This window comes from Ponticoccus sp. (in: a-proteobacteria) (assembly GCF_048381735.1).
Window position 1 is genome coordinate 147,026 of record NZ_JBLXGL010000006.1, and the last position, 19,956, is coordinate 166,981.

General features: G+C 67.9%; 17 protein-coding genes and 1 riboswitch. Of the genes, 9 read left to right on the plus strand and 8 right to left on the minus strand.

The genetic code is table 11. The features are described from left to right. The first annotated feature begins 31 nt into the window (after positions 1–31). Positions 32–559 (plus strand): hypothetical protein, encoded by a 528-nt coding sequence (locus ACN5KJ_RS12705; RefSeq protein WP_418594376.1) that lies wholly within the window; start codon positions 32–34, stop codon positions 557–559. 211 nt (positions 560–770) lie between these two features. Here ACN5KJ_RS12705 and ACN5KJ_RS12710 read toward each other — a convergent pair whose 3' ends face one another. From ACN5KJ_RS12710 to ACN5KJ_RS12735, 6 genes are all read right to left on the minus strand, one after another. Further along, on the minus strand, positions 771–2,591 hold the full coding sequence (locus tag ACN5KJ_RS12710) for a M3 family oligoendopeptidase (protein WP_418594378.1): 1,821 nt from the start codon (positions 2,589–2,591) through the stop codon (positions 771–773). A 346-nt stretch (positions 2,592–2,937) separates the two neighbouring features. Further along, positions 2,938–3,810, minus strand: a complete 873-nt coding sequence (locus ACN5KJ_RS12715; protein WP_418594380.1) for a hypothetical protein — start codon at positions 3,808–3,810, stop codon at positions 2,938–2,940. A gap of 113 nt (positions 3,811–3,923) precedes the next feature. Beyond that, positions 3,924–5,516, minus strand: coding sequence for an ATP-dependent DNA ligase (locus ACN5KJ_RS12720; RefSeq protein WP_418594381.1), 1,593 nt, complete (start codon positions 5,514–5,516; stop codon positions 3,924–3,926). Beyond that, complete coding sequence (locus tag ACN5KJ_RS12725; protein ID WP_418594383.1) at positions 5,513–6,523, minus strand: ligase-associated DNA damage response exonuclease; 1,011 nt, start codon at positions 6,521–6,523, stop codon at positions 5,513–5,515. Before ACN5KJ_RS12725 ends, ACN5KJ_RS12720 begins: the two co-directional genes overlap by 4 nt. A 201-nt stretch (positions 6,524–6,724) precedes the next feature. Continuing rightward, positions 6,725–7,687: an alpha/beta hydrolase gene (locus ACN5KJ_RS12730; RefSeq protein ID WP_418594384.1), complete on the minus strand. Its 963-nt coding sequence runs from the start codon at positions 7,685–7,687 to the stop codon at positions 6,725–6,727. Then, the gene (locus ACN5KJ_RS12735) at positions 7,687–7,977 is read right to left on the minus strand and encodes an SCP2 sterol-binding domain-containing protein (RefSeq protein ID WP_206564434.1); all 291 of its coding nucleotides are present in this window, start codon (positions 7,975–7,977) and stop codon (positions 7,687–7,689) included. Before ACN5KJ_RS12735 ends, ACN5KJ_RS12730 begins: the two co-directional genes overlap by 1 nt. Before the next feature lie 87 nt (positions 7,978–8,064). Between ACN5KJ_RS12735 and ACN5KJ_RS12740 the strand changes: the two genes are divergently transcribed. From ACN5KJ_RS12740 to ACN5KJ_RS12760, 5 genes are all read left to right on the plus strand, one after another. Continuing rightward, a complete protein-coding gene (locus tag ACN5KJ_RS12740; RefSeq protein ID WP_418594386.1) occupies positions 8,065–8,631 on the plus strand; it encodes a hypothetical protein in 567 nt (188 codons plus the stop codon). Between the two features lie 47 nt (positions 8,632–8,678). Continuing rightward, complete coding sequence (locus tag ACN5KJ_RS12745) at positions 8,679–11,684, plus strand: helicase-related protein (protein WP_418594388.1); 3,006 nt, start codon at positions 8,679–8,681, stop codon at positions 11,682–11,684. Then, on the plus strand, positions 11,681–12,067 hold the full coding sequence (locus ACN5KJ_RS12750; protein ID WP_206564437.1) for an RNA-binding S4 domain-containing protein: 387 nt from the start codon (positions 11,681–11,683) through the stop codon (positions 12,065–12,067). Before ACN5KJ_RS12745 ends, ACN5KJ_RS12750 begins: the two co-directional genes overlap by 4 nt. A 46-nt stretch (positions 12,068–12,113) precedes the next feature. Beyond that, positions 12,114–12,452, plus strand: coding sequence for a ferredoxin FdxA (gene fdxA / locus ACN5KJ_RS12755; RefSeq protein WP_347165336.1), 339 nt, complete (start codon positions 12,114–12,116; stop codon positions 12,450–12,452). A gap of 268 nt (positions 12,453–12,720) precedes the next feature. Then, positions 12,721–13,227 carry a CarD family transcriptional regulator gene (locus tag ACN5KJ_RS12760; RefSeq protein WP_418594390.1) on the plus strand — a complete coding sequence of 169 codons (507 nt, stop codon included), beginning with the start codon at positions 12,721–12,723 and terminating at the stop codon, positions 13,225–13,227. A gap of 464 nt (positions 13,228–13,691) precedes the next feature. Here ACN5KJ_RS12760 and ACN5KJ_RS12765 read toward each other — a convergent pair whose 3' ends face one another. Both ACN5KJ_RS12765 and ACN5KJ_RS12770 read right to left on the minus strand, forming a co-directional pair. Then, complete coding sequence (locus ACN5KJ_RS12765; protein ID WP_418594392.1) at positions 13,692–15,575, minus strand: monovalent cation:proton antiporter-2 (CPA2) family protein; 1,884 nt, start codon at positions 15,573–15,575, stop codon at positions 13,692–13,694. Between the two features lie 276 nt (positions 15,576–15,851). Further along, positions 15,852–16,775, minus strand: coding sequence for an alpha/beta hydrolase (locus tag ACN5KJ_RS12770; RefSeq protein ID WP_418594393.1), 924 nt, complete (start codon positions 16,773–16,775; stop codon positions 15,852–15,854). A 120-nt stretch (positions 16,776–16,895) separates the two neighbouring features. Further along, positions 16,896–16,974: riboswitch (SAM riboswitch) on the plus strand. Positions 16,975–17,021: 47 nt separating this feature from the next. Here ACN5KJ_RS12770 and metZ point away from each other — a divergent pair. The 3 genes from metZ (at position 17,022) to ACN5KJ_RS12785 (ending at position 19,772) form a co-directional block, all read left to right on the plus strand. Then, the gene (gene metZ, locus ACN5KJ_RS12775; protein WP_418594395.1) at positions 17,022–18,197 is read left to right on the plus strand and encodes an O-succinylhomoserine sulfhydrylase; all 1,176 of its coding nucleotides are present in this window, start codon (positions 17,022–17,024) and stop codon (positions 18,195–18,197) included. 122 nt (positions 18,198–18,319) lie between these two features. Continuing rightward, positions 18,320–19,420 carry a GTP cyclohydrolase FolE2 gene (gene folE2 / locus ACN5KJ_RS12780; protein ID WP_418594397.1) on the plus strand — a complete coding sequence of 367 codons (1,101 nt, stop codon included), beginning with the start codon at positions 18,320–18,322 and terminating at the stop codon, positions 19,418–19,420. A 124-nt stretch (positions 19,421–19,544) separates the two neighbouring features. Beyond that, positions 19,545–19,772 (plus strand): hypothetical protein, encoded by a 228-nt coding sequence (locus ACN5KJ_RS12785; protein WP_347165331.1) that lies wholly within the window; start codon positions 19,545–19,547, stop codon positions 19,770–19,772. The last annotated feature ends 184 nt before the right edge of the window (positions 19,773–19,956 follow it).

Genomic DNA, 19,956 nt, shown 5'->3' on the forward strand with positions numbered 1-19,956 from the left:
GCCCCTTTCGGCCCTGACGGGGAGGTGCGGAATGGCGCGGCGGTTCGACTGTGTCGCGTTGGTGTTGTGGGGTTTCGCCTCTCCGTGCTGGGCCGAGGAACTGGGTGTGATGACAGCACGGCTGGACGGCGTCCCGCATGAATGGCGCATCCATGCCCTCGACAGGCCGGGCGGGCGGATCGTCACGGCAGGGTTTCGGCAGAGCCAATGGCTCGCCGAGTTGCAGATCCAGGGCTATGACGCGCCGCGGTTCGCGGGCGCCGACGGCATGGCGGTCACGGTCCGCTTTGCCGGCTGGTACAGTCCCGGCGCAGAGCCGCTTTCGGTCGATATCCTGTATACACCCGAGGGGCTGGGCGGGCCGTACTGGACCAGCGCGGGGGCGTCCCGTCCGGCGCAGGTCGAGATTGTCCGCTTCGATATCCACGGCAGCATGGGCGAGGTCGAACTGGCTTTTACGGGTGAGCTTTGCCGCAAGCCAAGCCTGTCCTCGGCGGTCGACCCCGCCACCTGTGTCGAGATTCTGGGCGTGGTCGAGACGCGGCTGGCGATGGAGTAGGGGCGGAGCGAGGCCGGGGCGCAGGATGCCCTGATCGCCTGAGCCGGGGCAGGGACGCAGGACGGCGCGAACGCGCTGGCCGGGGCGCAGGCCGCCCCGACGGTCCGAGCCGGGGTGCAGGAAGACCCGCTTGCCCCAGCCGAGCGGGTGCCTCCTTGCCGCGCCAACGCGCCGACCAGGGGCGATGCCGGGCCTTGCGGCCCGGCCAGGGTCACTCCTCCATGGCTTCCAGCTGGTCGATGAAGCCTTCGATCATCGACAGGCCCTTGTCCCAGAAGGTCGGGTCGGTGGCGTCCAGCCCGAAGGGTTCCAGAAGCGCCTTGTGGTGCTTCGACCCGCCCGCCTTCAGCATGTCGAAGTACTTGTCCTGAAAGCCTTCGGGGCTTTCCTGATAGGCGGCGTAGAGGGCGTTCACCAAACCGTCGCCGAAGGCATAGGCGTAGACGTAGAAGGGCGAGTGCACGAAGTGCGGGATATAGGCCCAGAAGGTCTCGTAGCCTTCCATGAAGTCGAAGGCCTCGCCCAGGCTTTCCGCCTGCACCGACATCCACAGCGCGTTGATGTCGTCGGGCGTCAGCTCGCCGCCGCGCCGGGCGTCGTGCAGCTTGCACTCGAAGTCGTAGAAGGCGATCTGGCGCACGACCGTGTTGATCATGTCCTCGACCTTGCCCGCCAGAAGCACCTTGCGCTCCTTGTCGTCCTTGGCGTTCTCCAGCATGCGCTGGAAGGTCAGCATCTCGCCGAAAACGCTCGCCGTCTCGGCCAGCGTCAGCGGGGTGGAGGACAGCATCTCGCCCTGACCGGCGGCCAGCACCTGGTGGACGCCGTGACCCAGCTCATGCGCCAGCGTCATCACGTCGCGCGGTTTGCCGAGGTAGTTCAGCATCACGTAGGGGTGCACGTCGGTGACCGTGGGGTGGGCGAAGGCGCCGGGGGCCTTGCCGGGCTTCACCGGCGCGTCGATCCAGCCCTTGTCGAAGAAGGGCTGGGCCAGCTCGCCCATGCGCGGGTCGAAGGCGGAATAGGCGTTCATGACCGTCTCGCGGGCCTCGTCCCAGGACACGGTGCGGGTGGTTTCCATCGGCAGCGGCGCGTTGCGGTCCCAGACCTGCATGCGGTCGAGACCCAGCCACTTGCGCTTCAGCTCGTAATAGCGGTGCGAGAGGCGCGGGTAGGCCTTGACCACCGCGTTGCGCAGGGCCTCGACGACCTCGGGTTCCACGTCGTTGGACAGGTGGCGGCCCATCTGCGGCGAGGGCATGCCGCGCCAGCGGTCCAGCACTTCCTTCTCTTTCGCCTGCGTGTTGTGGACGCGGGCGAAGGTGCGGATGTTGGCGGCAAAGACGCGGGCCAGTTCGCGGGCGGCGGCCTCGCGCTTGCTACGGTCCTGCTCGGTCAGGAAGTTCAGCGTCGACTCTATGTTCAGCTCTTCGCCGTCGACCTCGAAGGTCAGCCCGGCGATGGTCTCGTCGAACAGCCGCTCCCATGCGTCACCGACGACGCCGAGGTCGTGCAGGAACTTCTCCAACTCGTCGGACAGCTGGTAGGGCTTCATCGCGCGCTGGCGGTCGAAGGCGGGCTTGTAGCGGGCCAGCTCGTCATTGGCGGCGAAGAGGTCGGCGTAGTGGTCTTCGGGCAGGCGGTTGATCTCCAGCGAGAAGAAGACCAGCGGCGTGGTGTAATTGGTGATCTTTTCCTGGCAGTCGGAGAGGAACTTGGCGCGCTCGGCATCCATGGTCATCTGGTAATAGCGCAGGCCCGCGAAGGACATGATGCGGCCCGCGATGGCACCGATCTTCTCGTTGCGCTGCACCAGCGTCAGGAATTCGCCCGCGCTCAGGCTGTCCAGCTTGCCCTCGTAGTCGGCGGCGAAGCTGCGGCAGGCGTCTTCGAGCCAGTCGAGATCGCGCTTCAGTTCCGGCGCGTCGGGCGCGGTGTAGAGGTCGCTCAGGTCCCATTCCGGCAGGTCGCCGAGGTTCTTGCCCCCAGCAGAGGCATTGGCGTCGCGGGTGAGGGTCGGAGTATAGCGCATGTCGGCCTCTTTCTGTCGTTTCCCCTGACATAGGGGCCGCAGGGCGGGCAGGGCAAGCGCGGGGCCGATACTTTTGGCCCGGTTCCCGCAGAAAGAGGGGGGCGTGCGGCGCCGGGTGGGCGTGGCCCCGGCGCGCAAGGCCGCCCTGTCGGATGCGCCGCTTGCCCCGGGATGGATGGCCCGGGGCCTCGCGCCTTCCGGCTCTGCCCCGTGAGACCGAACAGGCGGGGGCTGGGCCAGGCAAGGCGTCAGGTCTGCGGCAGAAGGCCGACGGTCCCGCCAGCGCCCCGGAACGGTCCCCGCAGGCGCGCCGTGGCAGAGCGGGCGGCCTGGCCGTCGTGCCCTGTCAGAAGCGGTGGGCCAGCGTCAGGTGCCACGCGGCGCCCGCCGCATCGCTATCCGTGCCCGCGACGATCACGCTGGTCCGGGGCCGAAAGCGGTACTCTCCCGCCAGCCCCCAGGCGTCGTCCCCGCCGCCGCGCACGGTCTCTCCGAAGGCCATGAGGCTCAGGGCCTCCGTCGCGGTCCAGGTCATGTCGAAGGCCAGCGCATCGTCGCGGTCGTTGCCGTCGGGCGACAGCAGCGTCAGACCGGCCTCGACCTGCGGTCCAAGGGCGACCCGCGCGCCCAGCTTGGCATCCACCCGGTCGGGGCCGCCGTGTTCCCAGACGCCCTCGACCGCCGCGGCGATCTGCCAGCCCGTGCCCTGATAGGAGGCCGCGACAGAGGCCGCGTCGAAGCCGCCCTTGTCGTCCTTGTGGGCCGAGACCATCAAGCGCAGCGCGCCCTCTGTGCCCTGCGCCGAGATGCCGAAGGGCACGGCGGTCGCCCGCATCGCCTCGACCGTGGCATGGGATCGCGCGTATTCGATCCGCTCGTAGGCAAGGAAGGGCGCCGCGCGCTCGAAGACCGAGGGCAGGACGCTGTCATAGGCCGGCCGCACCACGCCGATCCGGAAACGGTCGTCCCAGGCGAAGGCGGCATAGGTTTCATGCGGGCGCTTGCCCTCCAGCACCACCATGTAGGTGCCCGCCTCGAAGCTCAGCGGGATCCGGCGCGACAGCGGCACCGTCAGGGTGACATCGACCATGCCCACGCCCCGCGTGCCCTCGGTGCCGGTGGCCCCAAGGCCCACCGTGCCGTCGAAGGAAAGCCCCTGCGCAAGGGCGGGGACGGGGGCCAGGAGGGCAAGCAGAATTGAGGGCAGGCGGCGGGTCATGGTGGTCCGGTCTTTCGTAAGTGCGGACGACAGGGTTTCATGCAGCCGCAGCATTGCCTAGCCCGAAAAACCGGACAGCGCGCAGATGGCGCGGGGCTGTGGCAGGAAGACGCTCAGGCGTATTGCCTCAGGATCTGGCGCAGGTCGTCCAGCGTATTGGCCTCGTCCACCGCCTTGTCGTGACGCCAGCGCGCCATGCGGGGAAAGCGCAGCGCGATGCCGGACTTGTGGCGCGGGCTTTCGTGGATGCCCTCGAAGGCGATCTCGAAGACATGCTCTGGCTTGACCTGCCGCACCGGGCCGAAGCGTTGCAGCGTGTTGCGCCGCACCCATGCGGTGATCCGGGCGAATTCCTCGTCGGTCAGGCCGGAATAGGCCTTGGTGAAGGGCACCAGCCCGTTGCCGTCGCGCACCGCGAAGGTGAAGTCGGTGAACAGGGTAGCGCGCCGCCCCGATCCCTGCTGCGCATAGATCAGCACCGCGTCCACGGTCAGCGGGTCCAGCTTCCACTTCCACCAGTCGCCCTTCTTGCGGCCCGACAGGTAGGGCGAGTCCCTGCGCTTCAGCATCAGGCCCTCGGCGCGCTGGGCGCGGGCGGTCGCGCGGGTCGCCGCCAGGGCCTGCCAGTCGTCGAAGACAAGGGCCGGGGACAGGCGAATGGGCGCGTCCTCGGGCAGCGGCGCCAGCAGCGCCTGCAGATGCGCGCGCCGCTCTGCCATGGGCCGGTCGCGCAGGTCGCGGCCCCGGTGTTCCAGCAGGTCATAGGCCAGCAGGACCACGGGCGCCTCTTTCAGCAGCTTTTTCGGCACGGTCTTGCGCCCGATGCGCGGTTGCAGCGCGTTGAAGGGCATCGGGGCGGCACCGTCCCAGGCCACGATTTCACCATCCAGAACGGTTCCGGCAGGCAGGAAATCCGCGGCGCGGGCGAACTCGGGGAAGCGGTCGGTGATCAATTCCTCGCCGCGCGACCACAGGTGGTGCCCGGCCTCGCGCAGCAGCAACTGGCCGCGAATGCCGTCCCATTTCCACTCGGCCTGCCAATCTTGCGGGGACCCCAGCAGCCCGGGCTCGGTGTCCAGCTGGTAGGCAAGGCAGAAGGGATAGGGCCGGCTCTCGTCGGCCGCCGGGTCCTCGGCCTCGATCAGCGCGTGCCAGGAGGTGGTCTCGGGCGTCCAGCCGCCCATCAGCTTGTGCGCCAGCACCGGCTCGTCCTGCCCGGTCGCCAAGGCCAGCGCGCGGGTCATCAGCTTGCGGCTGACGCCGATGCGAAAGCCGCCGGTGATCAGCTTGTTGAACAGGAACCGCCCGCTGTCGTCCAGCTGGTCCCAGGCGTCGAGGATCGGTGCGCGCCGCGCCTCCTGCGGCAGGTCATGCAGGCCGCGCAGGGTGTTGATCCAATGGGACAAACTGTGGTCCGATGCGCGCGACGGCGGGGGCAGGACAAGCGCGATGGTCTCGGCCAGGTCGCCGACGATGGGGTGGCAGTCCTCGATCAGCCACAGCGGCAGGCCCGCGCGCTCTGCCGCCAGGGCGCGCAGCTGCGTGGTGGTGATGGCCCGGCGCGGGCGGCGCCCGGAAAACAGCGCCACGCACCACAGCCTGTCCGCCTCCGGCGCCTGCTCGAAATACTCGGCCAAAGCCCTTGTCTTCGCGGACGTTTTCGTCGTCTGGTCGAGGGCGTTGAACAGCGCGGCAAAGCGTTTCACGCGGCATCCTCCGCGCTGTCGTCCTCTTCACCGCCGAATTCTGTCGGAACCACCCGCGCGGCATAGCCCTCTTCACTCAGGTGCCGCGCGAAGATGTCCGTGTAACCATGTGTTGTATATATATTTTCCGCGCCCGTTGCGGCGATGGCCTCGTGTAGCCCGGTCCAGTCGGCATGATCCGACAACACAAAGCCCCGGTCCATGGCCCGCCGCCGCCGTATGCCCCGCAGCATCATCCAGCCAGAGGCAAAACCCGTCGCCGATGGCCGGAACCGCCGCGCCCACGGGCTGCCAAGCGCCGAGGGCGGCGCCAGCACCAGCGCGCCCGCATGGGCCTTGGGATCGAGGTCGGGCGTCACCCGCAGGGTCTGCGGCAGCACGTAGCCCTGGTCGCGCAGGACCGCGTTGGTGGCCTCGACGGCGCCATGGGTCAGGATCGGGGCGACGGGCTCCAGCAGGCTCAGGACCCGCTGCGCCTTGCCCAGAGAATAGGCCCCCAGCAGGGAAAACCGCCCTTCGGCGGCATTGGCGGCCCACCAGCCATTGATCTCGCGCGCCACCCGGGCCTGATCGGGCCAGTTGAAGACCGGCAGGCCAAAGGTGCACTCGGTCACGAAATGCTGGCAGGGCACCGGCTCGAAGGCCTCGCAGAAGCCGTCCTGCGCAGTCTTGTAATCGCCCGAGACCACCCAGACCACGCCGCCCACCGAGACCCGGATCTGGGCAGAGCCGGGCAGATGGCCCGCCGGATGAAAGGACACTTCCGCCCCGCCGATCCGCCGTACATCGCCATAGCGGATCCCCTCGGCCGCGATCGCGCCAAGCCGGTGGCGCATGACCGGCAGGGCCGCCTCGGTGGCCAGATAGCGCCCGTGGCCGGGCCGCGCGTGATCGGCATGGCCATGGGTGATCAGCGCCCGGTCCACGGGGCGCCAGGGGTCGATGTGGAAATCGCCCGCGGGGCAGTAGATGCCGCGCTCGGTAAAGGTCAGAACGGGGTCGGCCATGGCAGGGAACTAGGCGCCGCCCCGACCGCTTCAATCCCGGCAGGGCGCCGACAGGAAACAGGCAGCCCGAAAGCGCCGCCCGACACGCGCCATCCCTGCGCGCAGGGGCAGAACCGCCCCGGGTTTCTTCTTGGTCCAAATACCCTCGGGGGAGGCCGCAGGCCGGGGGCGGCGCCCCCTCCAACGCCGCCTCTCAGGCGGTCAGGCGCGTAACGCGACCGTTTCCGAGGCCGAGTCGAACAGCGCGATCATTTCCGCCATCACCCGGTCGCGCAGCGCCGGGGCCTCCATCATCAGCTCGTGTTCGCCGCCCTCGACCATCTCCAGCCGCCCGCCGGGCCAGCGCGCCATCCGGTTGCGGATGCGGTCGACATCGACGATGCGTTCGTGCGTGCCGCAGAAGGTCACGCAGGGCAGGTCGGGCGAGGCGCGGCGGTTCAGATCCCGCATCTCGGTCAGCGCCTCGTGCAGCCAGTGCAGCGAGGGCCCGCCCAGTTGCAGCTCCGGGATCGCCATGACCTGCCGGCGCATGTAGTCCCACATCGCCGGGTCGGTGGTCAGCAGGTTGCCGTCGAAGTCCGCCGAGGCGACATAGCTGTTTACCCCGGTGCCCGGCGCGAACATATGCCCCAGCCCGACCGATTTCGACAGGCGGCTGACCGCCCATGCGGCGGGGCGGACCGGCTGGGCGATGCGGATGCCCCACATCGGCCCGGTGAAGGCGCAAGAGGCCACCTCCAGCCCGTCCATCGCCGCGCGCAGCCCGATGCAGCCGCCCATGGAATGCCCCACCATGTGGCGCGGCCCCGGCAGCGCCATCTCGTCGGCCAGCGCCACCATGGCGGCCACGTCGCGCTGGTAGTCGCAGAAGAGGCCCACATGGCCGGTGCGGCGCTCGGCCAGCATCCGGTCGGCAAGCCCCTGTCCACGCCAGTCGATGGCCAGCGTGTGATAGCCGGCCTCGGCCAGCACCCGCGCGGTGCGGCCGTATTTCTCGACATATTCGGTGCGGCCCGGGAACAGCAGCACCGTCCCCCGCTCTCCCTCTCCGGGGAAGTGGGCCACGCGCAGGCGCAGCCCGTCGGAGGCCGTTACCCAGAAGGCACGGCTGTCCAGCGGACCCTCGGCGAGGACGCTGTCGAAGGGAGCGGGGGAGAGGGCCATCAGCTCAGGACCTGTGCCAGCCGCATGGCCGCGGACATGTCGCCGTCGACCGCCAGCTTGCCCGACATGAAGGCGCTGGTGGGGTCCAGGTCGCCGGACAGGATCGCCTCGAAGGTGTCCTGCGAGGCGGTCAGGGTCACGTCGGCGGCTTCGTCGCCGGCATGTGCGCCGTTCTCGTCGATGATCAGGCTGCCCTCATCCTCGATCACGAATTTCGCGGTGCCGTCAAAGCCGTCTCCGGCCATCTTTGCATTCAGCGCGGTCACGGCTGCGCTTACGGTGTCGCTCATGTGTCTTCCTCGGTCTCTCTCAAAAACGTGCTCTGGCAATGCCGCCTGCATCGGCTACATTATGAACAGGTTATGAGGACGGGTCCCATGGATTTCAAATCTACCGCCACGGCATTTCTGGCCGTAGTCATGTTTTCCCTACCCTACGCCGCGTCAGCGCAGGCGCCGTCGGCGGAGGACCGCGCAGGGCGGCTGTTGTCCCGGCTGGCCGAGGCAGAGGACGACAGCGCCGCGCGCCGTCTGGAATCGCAGATCATGGCCGAATGGTCCAAGAGCGGCTCTCCGGCGATGGACCTGCTGCTGAAACGCGGCCGCGACGCGCTGGACGTCGACAATATCGAGGGCGCGCTGGAACATTTCACCGCGCTGACCGACCACGCGCCGGGTTTCGCCGAGGGCTGGCACGGGCTGGCGCTGGCCTTCTACCAGGCCGAGATGTTCGGCCCGGCGATGGATGCGCTGGAACATGTGCTGGTGCTGAACCCGCATCACTTCGCGGCGCTGAAGGGCGTCGGCGCGATCAACGAGCAGGTGGGGCGGCATGCCCTTGCCTATGACGCCTATCAGCGCGTACTGGAACTACGGCCGCACGACGAGGATACCCTCAACGCGATGAAGCGGCTGGAAGGCGAAGTCATGGGCGTGACGCTCTAGCGTCGGCGTCCCGGAATACCCCGGCAGCGGGGCAGGATAGGCGGGCAATGCCCCAGCATTCTCGGATCGCGGCCGTTCTTGGCCCGACCAATACAGGCAAGACCCACTACGCGATCGAGCGGATGCTGGGCTATCGGACCGGCGTCATCGGGCTGCCCCTGCGGTTGCTCGCCCGCGAGGTCTATGACCGCATCGTCGCGGCGCGCGGGCCTTCGGTGGTGGCGCTGGTCACCGGCGAGGAACGCATCGTGCCGCCGCGCACCCAATACTGGGTCTGCACCGTCGAGGCGATGCCCGAGGGCATGGGCGCCGATTTCGTCGCCATCGACGAGATCCAGCTTTGTGCCGATCCCGAGCGCGGCCATGTCTTCACCGACCGTCTGCTGCGCATGCGCGGCACGCATGAGACGCTGTTCCTTGGTTCCGACACCATGCGCGGGCCGATCGCCGGGCTGGTGCCGGGGGTGGAATTCGTGCGGCGCGAACGCATGTCGCAGCTGGTCTACGCGGGGTCGAAGAAGATCAGCCGCCTGCCCGCGCGCACGGCCATCGTCGGCTTTTCCATCGACAACGTCTATGCCATCGCGGAACTGCTGAAACGCCAGAAGGGCGGCGCGGCGGTGGTCATGGGGGCGCTCAGCCCCCGGACGCGCAACGCGCAGGTGGAGTTGTACCAGAACGGCGAGGTGGATTACCTCGTGGCGACCGATGCCATCGGCATGGGGCTGAACCTCGATATCGACCACGTCGCCTTTTCCTCGCTGACCAAGTTCGACGGGCGGCGGATGCGGCCCCTGCAACCCAACGAGCTGGCGCAGATCGCGGGCCGGGCGGGGCGGGGCATGAGCCACGGCACCTTCGGCGTCACCGGCGAGGCCGGACCGATTCCCGACGAGTGGGTCGAGGCCATCACCAGCCATTCCTTCACGCCGCTGAAGAAGCTGAACTGGCGCAATGCCGACCTGCGCTTCGGCTCCATTGCCGCGCTCGAGACGTCGCTGGACGCGTCGCCGGCGGATGACCGCCTGTCCAAGGCGCGCGAGGCCGACGACCTGCGGGCGCTCCGGGCGCTGTCCGGCGAAACAGAGGTCATGGCGCGGGCCACTGACCCGGCCTCGGTCAAGCTCTTGTGGGATGTCTGTCGCATCCCGGACTTCCGCGGCATCTCGAACGCGGAACATGCGTCGCTGCTTGGCGTTATTTTCGGACATCTGCATCAGGTGGGGCATGTCCCCGACGATTTCCTTGCACGGCAGGTGAAGCGGATCGACCGGACCGACGGCGATATTGACACATTGTCGAAACGGCTGGCGTATATCCGCACATGGACCTATGTGGCGCAACGGCGCGGTTGGGTTCAGGATGAAGACCATTGGCGCGACGCCACGCGCGCTGTAGAAGACAGCCTGTCGGATGCGCTTCACGCGGCTCTGACGCAAAGATTTGTAGACCGGCGGACCAGCGTTCTGCTTCGCCGGTTGAAACAGAAGGAGGCCCTCTTGGCCGAGGTAAACGATCAGGGTGAAGTCACCGTCGAAGGGCAATTTGTCGGTCGGCTCGAGGGATTCCGGTTCCGTCAGGACAAGGACGCGACCGGGCAGGAGGCCAAGACCTTGCGTCAGGCCTCGGTGCAGGCTTTGACGCCGCATTTCCACCTGCGCGCGGACCGCTTCTACAACGCGCCCGATACCGAGATCGACTATACCGAACAGGGCGGGTTGATGTGGGGCGATCAGGCGGTCGGCAAGCTGGCCAAGGGCGACGACCCGCTGAAGCCGCGCGTCGTGGCCTTTGTCGACGACGAGGCCGGGCCGGATGTGGCGCAGAAGGTCGAGCGCCGGTTGCAGCACTTCATGGATCGCAAGATCGCCGCGCTGTTCGAGCCGCTGGTCAAGATGCGCGACGACGAGGCGCTGACCGGCCTGGCGCGGGGCTTTGCCTTCCGTCTGGTCGAGGCCATGGGCGTGATCCCGCGGGCCGAGGTCGCCGATGACGTCAAGGCGCTGGACCAGGACGCGCGCGGCGCGCTGCGCAAGCACGGCGTGCGGTTTGGCCAGTACACGATCTTCATGCCGCTCCTGCTGAAGCCCGCACCGACCCGGCTGCGGCTGGTGCTGTGGTCGCTGGCCAACGGGCTGGACATCTTCCCCGAGGCGCCGCCTCCGGGCCTCGTCACCGTGCCCAACGTGCAGGACGTGCCGGACCAGCATTACACGCTGGCGGGATACCGCAAGGCCGGGCAGCGCTCGATCCGCATCGACATGCTGGAGCGTCTGGCCGACATGCTGCGGGCCGAGGATTCGCGCGCGGGCTTCGAGGCCAAGGCCGACATGCTGTCGATCACCGGCATGACGCTGGAACAGTTCGCCGACCTGATGGGCGGCCTGGGCTATCGCGCCGAGCAGGGTGAGCGCACCAAGGTGAAACCCGCCGATGCGGTGGTTCAGCCCGAGACCGGCGAACAGGTCGCGGGCGCGGCCACGCAGCTGCCCGAGGACACGCCGGTGATGGACGTCGCCGCCGAGACCGCGCCCGCGCTGGAACCCGGTGCCGAAGAGACGCCCACACCCGCCGACGTGGCCGAACCCGTGGCCGCCCTGGAAGACGAGGGCGAGGCGCCGGTCTCTGCCGAGCCTGCCGAGGTGACGGACGCGGCCTCGAACGAGGCGGTGGTGGCGGAGACGCCGGAAGAAGAGATCCTGCCCGGCACCGCGCCGGACGAGGCGCTTGCGGGCGCCGAGACCGAGGTCTTCTATACCTTCACCTGGGGTGGCAACCGCGGCAACAACCGTGGCGGTCAGCGCCGGGGCGCAGGCGGCGGCAAGCCGCGCCGGGATGCCGCTGGCGGCGACCGTCCGCGCGGCGAGCGCGGCGACCGCTCCGGCGGTGGCGGCAAGGGCAAGGGTCCGAAGGGCAAGGGCGGCAAGGGGCCGAAAGGCGACCGGGATCGCGGACCGAAGAACTTCGAGTCGCGCCCGCCCCGCAAGGAAAAGCAGATCGACCCGGACAACCCCTTCGCGGCAGCGCTGATGGGGCTGAAGGACCGCTCTTGAGCGAGCCCGCGACGCGCCTGCGACTGGACAAGTGGCTGTGGCAGGCGCGTTTTTTCAAGACCAGATCGCTGGCGGCCAAGGTGGCGGCCAGCGGTTCCTGCCGGGTCAACGGCAACCCGGTCTCGAAACCGGCCCATGCGGTTGTGCCCGGCGACGTGCTGACCTTCCCGCAGGCCCGTGACATTCGCGTGATCCGCGTCCTTGCGCTGGGCGAGCGGCGCGGCCCGGCACCCGAGGCGCAGGCGCTCTACGAAGATCTGTCCCCGCCAGAGCCGAAAACCGCGATGGATGTTCCGCCTGTGCGCCGTCTGGAAGGCAATTCTCGCCCCACCAAGCGGGACCGCAGGAAACTCGATCTTGATCGCCGGGGGGAGGTTGAATGATCCGCCGGGCTGGATTAGCAACACCCCGAGAACCGAGGGTTGCGCCATGACATACGTCGTCACCGAAAACTGCATCGCCTGCAAATACACCGATTGCGTGGAAGTCTGCCCCGTCGATTGCTTCTACGAGGGCGAGAACACGCTGGTGATTCACCCCGACGAATGCATCGACTGCGGCGTCTGCGAACCCGAGTGCCCCGCCGACGCGATCCGCCCGGACACCGAGCCGGACATGGAGAAGTGGGTCGAGTTCAACCGCAAGTACTCGGAACTCTGGCCCGTCATCATCTCCAAGAAGGATCCGATGCCCGGCGCAGAGGAACGCGACGGGGAAGAAGGCAAGATGGAGAAGTATTTCTCCGAGGCGCCGGGCGAGGGCGGCTGATTCGCGTCAGGGTTGCCCCCGCTGGGGGTGATAATTCGCGCAGGCCGTTGAAAAAGCGATGTAATCTACTCTTCCGGCGAGGTGCTGGGAAGAGGCGCTTTTTTGTGTTATATTTCTCTTCTACATGATGACATCACGCGCGCCCGCCCCGGCCCGTAGGCCAGTGGGGGCATAGTTCAGGGGACAAACCACACAGATGACCGGGAATCGCTGCGATCCCCGATCGTCTTTTTTGTCGCCTGATCGTGCGCGAGCTGCGAGGACCCAAATGACCAAAGCGAAGAAACCCGAATTCCGTCCGAATGATTTTGTTGTGTACCCGGCCCACGGTGTCGGCCAGATCGTGTCGATCGAAGAGCAGGAAGTGGCCGGGCTGAGCCTGGAGCTTTTCGTGATCTCCTTCGAGAAGGACAAGATGACCCTGCGCGTTCCGACGCACAAGGCAACGGAAATCGGTATGCGCTCGCTCAGCTCTCCGGATGTGGTGAGCGAGGCGATGAAGACGCTGAAGGGCAAGGCCAAGGTGAAGCGGGCGATGTGGTCGCGCCGCGCGCAGGAGTACGAGCAGAAGATCAACTCGGGCGACCTGATCGCCATCGCCGAGGTCGTGCGCGACCTGCACCGCGCCGACGACCAGCGCGAGCAGTCCTATTCCGAGCGTCAGCTTTACGAGGCCGCGCTCGAGCGTCTGACCCGCGAGATCGCCGCCGTATCCGGTGACGAGGCCGCCGCCGCCCGCCAGGTCGACGAGGTGTTGGGCCTGCGCGCCGCCTGATCCGTCGCGGATTGACTTGAGACGCCCTCGCGGGAGACCGCGGGGGCGTTTTCGTTCGGGGGCGGGGGAAAGAGCCTTTCGGGCGGCGCCCCATGGCTTGCGACCTGTCGGCCGTGCTTCGGCAAAGGGGGGATCTTGCCGGGCGGTCGGGCCTGTCGCCCGAGGGACCGTTCCGATCCACCAGCCGGCGCGGAATCAAGGCCGCAGGCCGCCGCGCCATCACGCCGGAGGCATGTCTCCGACATGACGGGCCGTCCGTCCCGCCAAAGGCGGGCCAAATCTGGTCGGCGCACCTTCCGTGCGACGGCCCGGCGATTTGGCAAATGCAGGCGCGACCTGACGGAGGGCATACGGGCTTTGCCGGGATAAACTGCCATCCAGCAACGGTGGATCGCCGAACCACGGCCCTGCGATGGCGCGGCTCAAAGTGCGGTGTAAGGTGGGTACGACGGCACCTTGCCGGTTCACGCGGCGTCCTGCTTGGCCCGTTCCTCCAATGCGGTGAAGAGCGCGGTTTCCAGGGACTTCTCCAGCTCCTTCGCCCGCGCGATATAGGCGTGGTTCTCGGAGGCGGGCAGCGAGGGATCCCACAGCTCTGCCAGTTCGCGCACGGTCGCGCGGTCGTGGTGGTAGAAGGTCTCCTCGGCGATGGCGGCCTCGAATTCACTCATGCCGACGTTCTCCAGCACGTAGCGCCCGGCCCGCAGCGACGAGTCGAACATCTCGCGCACGATGTCATTGGCCCCGGCCTTGTAGAGCGCGTAGACATGCACCCGGTCGCGGGCGCGGGCGATGATGTGCAGGTCGGGCCGCACCCGCCGGGCGTAGGCCACCAGCTTCGTCGTCGCCTTGGGATCGTCCAGCGCCGCAAGCAGGACGCTCGCCTTCTCGATCCCGGCGGCGTGCAGCAGCTCCGGGCGGGTCGGGTCGCCGAAGAAGCCCTTGTAGCCGAAGCGGCGCATCAGCTGGATGGTCTGCATGTCGTGGTCCAGCACCACCGTGCGATAGCCCGCGCCCTGCACCAGCCGGTTCACCACCTGCCCGAAGCGGCCGATCCCCGCGATGATCACCGGCCCGCTGTCGTCGATCACGTCGGGCTTGTGGTCGGTCCCGGAGGCGGCGGCGATCCGGCGGTTGATGGCGTCGAAGAGCAGGAACAAGAGCGGCGTGATCAGCATCGACAGCGCCACCACCAGCAGCAGTCGGTTGCCGAGGTTCTGGGTCAGGACGCTTTGCTGCAGCCCGAAGGAAATCAGCACGAAGCCGAACTCGCCGGCCTGCGCGAGGCCAAGGGTGAACAGCCATTGCCCGCGCTTGCGCAACCCGAAGACGCGCGCCAGCGTGTAAAGCACGGTGCCTTTCAGCAGGATCAGCCCCAGCGCCAGCCCGAGGATCAGGAAGGGCTCCTGCAGCAGGCGTTCGACGTCGATGCCCGCGCCGACGGTGATGAAGAAAAGCCCCAGCAGCAGGCCCTTGAAGGGGGCGATGTCGGATTCCAGCTCGTGCCGGAACTCCGAGTTGGCCAGCACCACCCCGGCAAGGAAGGTGCCGAGCGCGGGCGAGAGGCCCACCATCAGCATCAGCGAGCCGATGCCCACGACGATCAGCAGGGCGACGGCGGTGAACATCTCGGGCAGGCGCGCGGCATGGATGAAGCGGAACAGCGGGCGCGCGCCGTAGATCCCCGCGAGGATGATCGCCGCGACCATGCCCAGCGTCACCAGCGCCGCGCCCCAGCCCGGCAGATCGGCCACCAGAGACAACGATTCATGGCCCGCGTCGGAGTGTTCCACCGAGGGGCGCCGGATCGAGCCGTCGGGCGAGAGCATGACCGTCGGCCCCGTCGCCAGCAGCGGCAGGGCGATCAGCATCGGGATCACCGCGATATCCTGCGTCAGCAGCACCGAAAAGGTCGCGCGACCGCCGTTGGTTTCCATCAGGCCCTTCTCGGTCAGGGTCTGCAGCACGATGGCGGTCGAGGACAGGGCGAGGATCATGCCTACCGCCAGCGCCGTCTGCCAGACCAGCCCGAAGACCATCGCGGCAATCATGATGGTCAGCATGGTCATGACCACCTGCAGCCCGCCCATGCCGATCAGCCGGTGGCGCATGTCCCACAGTGCCCGCGGCTCCAGCTCCAGCCCGATGATGAAGAGCATCATGACCACGCCGAACTCGGCGAAATGCTGGATGTCCTCGGTATGGGCGACGAGGCCCAGCCCCGGCCCGATGATCAGGCCGGCCATGAGGTATCCCAGCACCGATCCCAGCCCCAGCCGCGCGGCGATCGGCACCGCGATCACCGCGGCTCCGAGGAAGATCGAGGCCTGAAGCAGGAAGGATTCCACGTGTTGTCCCCTTGGGTTGGCGAGTCACCCCATGATGCGCGGGGCAGGGCGGGAAACGCAACATGACGGGCGCGGATTCGCGGGCGGCTTGCCGGGATCGCGGCGTCTTTCAGCGGATCCGGCGGCGGTGGGCGGGCAGGGGCGTGTTGCGGTCCTTGACAGGGGGGGCTTAGGGGGGCGCGGCGCGAAGGGGGCTCTGCCCCCGGCCTTCGGCCTCCCCCGAGGTATTTGGCGGACCAAAGAAGCAGGTGGGGGCAGGTGTTCGGGGTGGTCCGTTCAGGCCGAGAGGGGGCCGGAGGCGGTGCGGCCGGGCAGGCGCGGCATCAGGCGCGACCAGCGCGGCGCCGTTTCGGCGGGCAGAAGCGCGCGCAGGCGGGACAGGGCCATGTCCCCGGCAAAGACCGCGCGGTAGAGCGGGAACACGCCCGGGCGCAGGTAGGGCGACCAGTGGCAGACGAGGCGTTCCGGCGGTCGGACGGGAAAGCCCGCCCGGCGCAGGGCACGCAGGCTGTCGGGGTCGTCCAGTTGCAGGGTCACGAGGTTGGGCAGGTCCGGCGCGCCCTGTCCCAGCATGTGGTCGGGGCCGGGGCTGTCCGGGGCGATCAGCCTTTCGCTGAGGAAGTCGAAGAGGTCGTTCTCGCGGCTGGTGACGTTGAGGACCTGCGTCTGCCGGGCGGCGGGGCTTTCGAGCGCGCGGCGCGCGGTGCCGGCGTATTCGGCGGCGGCCAGCAGGATCGCCCGGTTGACGGTGCCGGGGGTCGCGCCGGCGATGGCGCGCAGCGCGACGCGGGCGCCCAGCGAATGTGCGATCAGGTTGACCGGGCGCGCGGGGGCGAGGCGGCGGAGATCGGCCAGCAGCTCGGCCAGGGCCTCTCCGGCCTCGGCGGCGTTCTGGTGGGCCTGCCAGATCGAGCCGCGCGCCTGCCAGCCGAAGGAGATCCCCAGCCCCTCGCCGGGCTGGCCGCGCAGGCCCAGGTGGCGGGGCCAGCTGACGACGCGCGGCTGCCGCGGCGCCGGGCAGCGCGCGAAGATCGAGCCATGCGGGCAGTGCAGTGCGTGACCGGGCTGGTACCTGTAGCCGTGGATCATCACCGTGACCGGGCCGGGGTCGCGCGACAGGGCGTGGCGCAGCACCGGCAGGAGCGGCGCCCGGGCCTCATGCAGCGCCGCGCCCTGTTCGGTTACCGTGAGCCGTAGCATTGGCATCGTGCCCGTCCACTATATCTGGTGCAGTCCCCTTGGCGCCGAGACTGGCCCGGCTCTGTGAAACCTCGGTTACAGGCGCGTGACGGTCTTGAAACGCGGGCTTAACCGCTCTAAGGCAGGGGGCGTGGCGCTTTGTTTACCGGATTGCGGGCCACGTTAAACATTCCGCTAAAGAGGTCAGACGAAAGGCCCCTTTCGCTTGACCGCGATGGGGCTTTTTTGTTGCGAAGGATCTAGGACATGGCACGAGGCAAGCAGACCGAACTGGTGCACGGCGGCACCAAGCGCAGCCAGTGGGGAGAGGTCAGCGAGGCGATCTTCCTGACGCAGGGATTCGTCTATGACAGCGCCGAGGCGGCGGAGGCCCGGTTCAAGAAGACCGGTCCCGACGAATTCATCTACGCGCGCTACGGCAACCCGACCGTGGCCATGTTCGAGGAGCGCATGGCGCTGCTGGAAGGCGCCGAGGACGGATTCGCCTGCGCCTCGGGGATGGCGGCGGTCAATGGCGCGCTCTGTTCCATGCTGAAGGCGGGCGATCACGTGGTGTCGGCCCGGGCGCTCTTTGGCTCCTGCCTTTACATCCTCGAAGAGGTGCTGACCCGCTACGGGGTCGAGGTCACCTTTGTCGACGGCGGGGATCTGGCCGCATGGGAGGCGGCGATCCGCCCCGAGACCAAGGCGGTGTTCTTCGAATCCATGTCCAACCCGACCCTGCGGCTCGTGGATATCGCGGCCGTGGCCAGGCTGGCCCATGCGCAGGGCGCGCTGGTCGTCGTGGATAACGTCTTTTCGACCCCGGTCTATTCCAAGGCCATCGAGCAGGGGGCGGATCTGGTGGTCTATTCGACCACCAAGCATGTGGACGGGCAGGGGCGCTGCCTTGGCGGCATCATCCTGGGGGCCCGCGAACACATCCGTGGCGTGGTCGAACCCTACATGAAGCACACCGGCGGCTCGATGAGCCCGTTCAACGCCTGGGTCATGCTGAAGGGCCTTGAAACCCTGGGCCTGCGGGTGCGTGCCCAGACAGAGACCGCGGTGAAGATCGCCGAGGCCCTGCAGGGTCACCCGAAGCTGGCGCAGATGATCTACCCGGGCCACCCCGACCACCCCGACCACGCGCTGGCGCAGGCGCAGCTGGGGGCGGGCGGCACGATGATCGCGCTGGACCTCAAGGGCGGGAAAGAGGCGGCCTTCCGCTTCTTGAACGCGCTTGAGGTGGTCATCATCTCGAACAACCTTGGCGATGCGAAATCGATCGTGACCCATCCCGGAACCACCACGCACAGCCGCCTGACCCCCGAGCAGCGAGAGCAGCTGGGGATCTCCGAGGGGCTGGTGCGGCTGTCGGTGGGCATCGAGGATCCGGCGGACCTGATCGCGGATCTCATGGGGGCGCTCGAGGCGGTCTGAGGCATAATCCTTGGACTTTGATCCGATCAGGCGTATTTCACGTATGTCTTACCAAGAGTGGAACCTGCGCAGGGCAGGCCATAGGTTAGAACGTGACTGACGACGGACGGGGGCCATCGGCCATGACCATACATACACCGAAGATCGACGGCGAACCGACCCGCGCAGAGGCGGAGGCGGCCCTGGCTGTCCTGCGCCGCTGGGCCACCCAGGCGGAAGGGCAGGAGATCGACACGCTGGATTCGGCGCTGACGCAGCTGACCGCCGGCTTCGATCCGGCGGGCTATCCGGCGCTGGCGCGCGAATACCCCGAGGAATTCGCCGTCGACCCGGTCTACAAGGCCTCGCTGCCGGATCTTCAGAACGGTCCGTCCTCGCTGATCAGGGGCGCCCAGCGGGCGATCCAGCACGTCGGCATCTCGAACTTCCGCCTGCCGATCCAGTACCATTCGCGCGACAGCGGCGATCTTGCGCTGGAAACCAGCGTCACCGGCACCGTCAGCCTCGAGGCGGACAAGAAGGGCATCAACATGAGCCGCATCATGCGGTCCTTCTACGTGCATGCGGACAAGACCTTCAGCTTCGAGGTGATCGAGGCGGCGCTGGACGACTACAAGGCCGACCTTGGCAGTTTCGACGCGCGGATCAACATGGCCTTCCGCTTCCCGGTGAAGGTGGAAAGCCTGCGGTCGGGGTTGAAGGGCTACCAGTATTACGACATCGCGCTGGAACTGTTCGAAGTGGACGGTGTGCGGCGCAAGGTTATGCACCTCGATTACGTCTATTCCTCGACCTGCCCCTGCTCCCTGGAGCTGTCCGAACATGCGCGGCGCGAGCGCGGTCAGCTTGCGACGCCGCATTCGCAGCGCTCCGTGGCGCGCCTGTCGGTAGAGCTGAACCCCGGTAAGTGCCTGTGGTTCGAAGACCTGATCGACATGTGCCGCCGCGCCGTGCCGACGGAAACGCAGGTCATGGTCAAGCGCGAGGACGAGCAGGCCTTTGCCGAGCTGAACGCCGCCAACCCGATCTTCGTTGAGGACGCGGCGCGGCTGTTCGCCGAGCAGCTGCAAGAGGACGACCGGATCGGCGATTACCGCATCATTGCCAGCCATCAGGAAAGCCTGCACAGCCATGACGCGGTATCGGTCCTGACCGAAGGCACGCTGTTTGCCTCCGAGAGCCTTGACCCGAAGCTGTTCCAGACGCTGTTTCACGTCGGCTGATGCCTGAAATGCAGGCAGCGGCGCCGGAGGCCATCCGGCGCCGCTGTCTTTAATGGAGCGCGCAGCGGATTCGTGGCAGCATGGCGGCGGGAGGAAACCGACCCCCTGCGAAGAGGTTTCCACGATGCCGCGCGACAATGTCCAGATCGGGATGGGACATGCCTCCATCCATCAGAAGATCGACCGCTATTTCCTTGAAATCGGCCTTGGCCTGAACCCCTACGCCCTGCGGCGCGGGCGCCTGCGCGAGATCATCGTGCTGGAATCCGCCACGGATGCGCAGCTGGCCGAGCTGGGCCTGCGGCGCGAGGAGATCCTCAGCTTCGTGTTCCGCGACATTCTCGCCGTGTGACCGTTGCGGTTGCGGCTTTCCCATGCCGCGCTTGCGCGGTAGGGTCGCGGCGATCAGGAACGGGGGCGCAGCGATGCGGACGTTGACGGGACATTGCCTTTGCAGGGCCTGCCGGTTCGAACGGGTGGGCGCACACGCTCAGGCCTGCCACGCCGACGCGGCGCGGAGCCGGGCGCCGGCCCTG

Coding starts and splice junctions, on each gene's coding strand:
- ACN5KJ_RS12705 (WP_418594376.1), top strand. CDS start 32: ATGGCGCGGCGGTTCGACTGTGTCGCGTTGGTGTTGTGGGGTTTCGCC.
- ACN5KJ_RS12710 (WP_418594378.1), bottom strand. CDS start 2,591: ATGCGCTATACTCCGACCCTCACCCGCGACGCCAATGCCTCTGCTGGG.
- ACN5KJ_RS12715 (WP_418594380.1), bottom strand. CDS start 3,810: ATGACCCGCCGCCTGCCCTCAATTCTGCTTGCCCTCCTGGCCCCCGTC.
- ACN5KJ_RS12725 (WP_418594383.1), bottom strand. CDS start 6,523: ATGGCCGACCCCGTTCTGACCTTTACCGAGCGCGGCATCTACTGCCCC.
- ACN5KJ_RS12730 (WP_418594384.1), bottom strand. CDS start 7,687: ATGGCCCTCTCCCCCGCTCCCTTCGACAGCGTCCTCGCCGAGGGTCCG.
- ACN5KJ_RS12735 (WP_206564434.1), bottom strand. CDS start 7,977: ATGAGCGACACCGTAAGCGCAGCCGTGACCGCGCTGAATGCAAAGATG.
- ACN5KJ_RS12740 (WP_418594386.1), top strand. CDS start 8,065: ATGGATTTCAAATCTACCGCCACGGCATTTCTGGCCGTAGTCATGTTT.
- ACN5KJ_RS12745 (WP_418594388.1), top strand. CDS start 8,679: ATGCCCCAGCATTCTCGGATCGCGGCCGTTCTTGGCCCGACCAATACA.
- fdxA (WP_347165336.1), top strand. CDS start 12,114: ATGACATACGTCGTCACCGAAAACTGCATCGCCTGCAAATACACCGAT.
- ACN5KJ_RS12760 (WP_418594390.1), top strand. CDS start 12,721: ATGACCAAAGCGAAGAAACCCGAATTCCGTCCGAATGATTTTGTTGTG.
- ACN5KJ_RS12770 (WP_418594393.1), bottom strand. CDS start 16,775: ATGCTACGGCTCACGGTAACCGAACAGGGCGCGGCGCTGCATGAGGCC.
- metZ (WP_418594395.1), top strand. CDS start 17,022: ATGGCACGAGGCAAGCAGACCGAACTGGTGCACGGCGGCACCAAGCGC.
- folE2 (WP_418594397.1), top strand. CDS start 18,320: ATGACCATACATACACCGAAGATCGACGGCGAACCGACCCGCGCAGAG.
- ACN5KJ_RS12785 (WP_347165331.1), top strand. CDS start 19,545: ATGCCGCGCGACAATGTCCAGATCGGGATGGGACATGCCTCCATCCAT.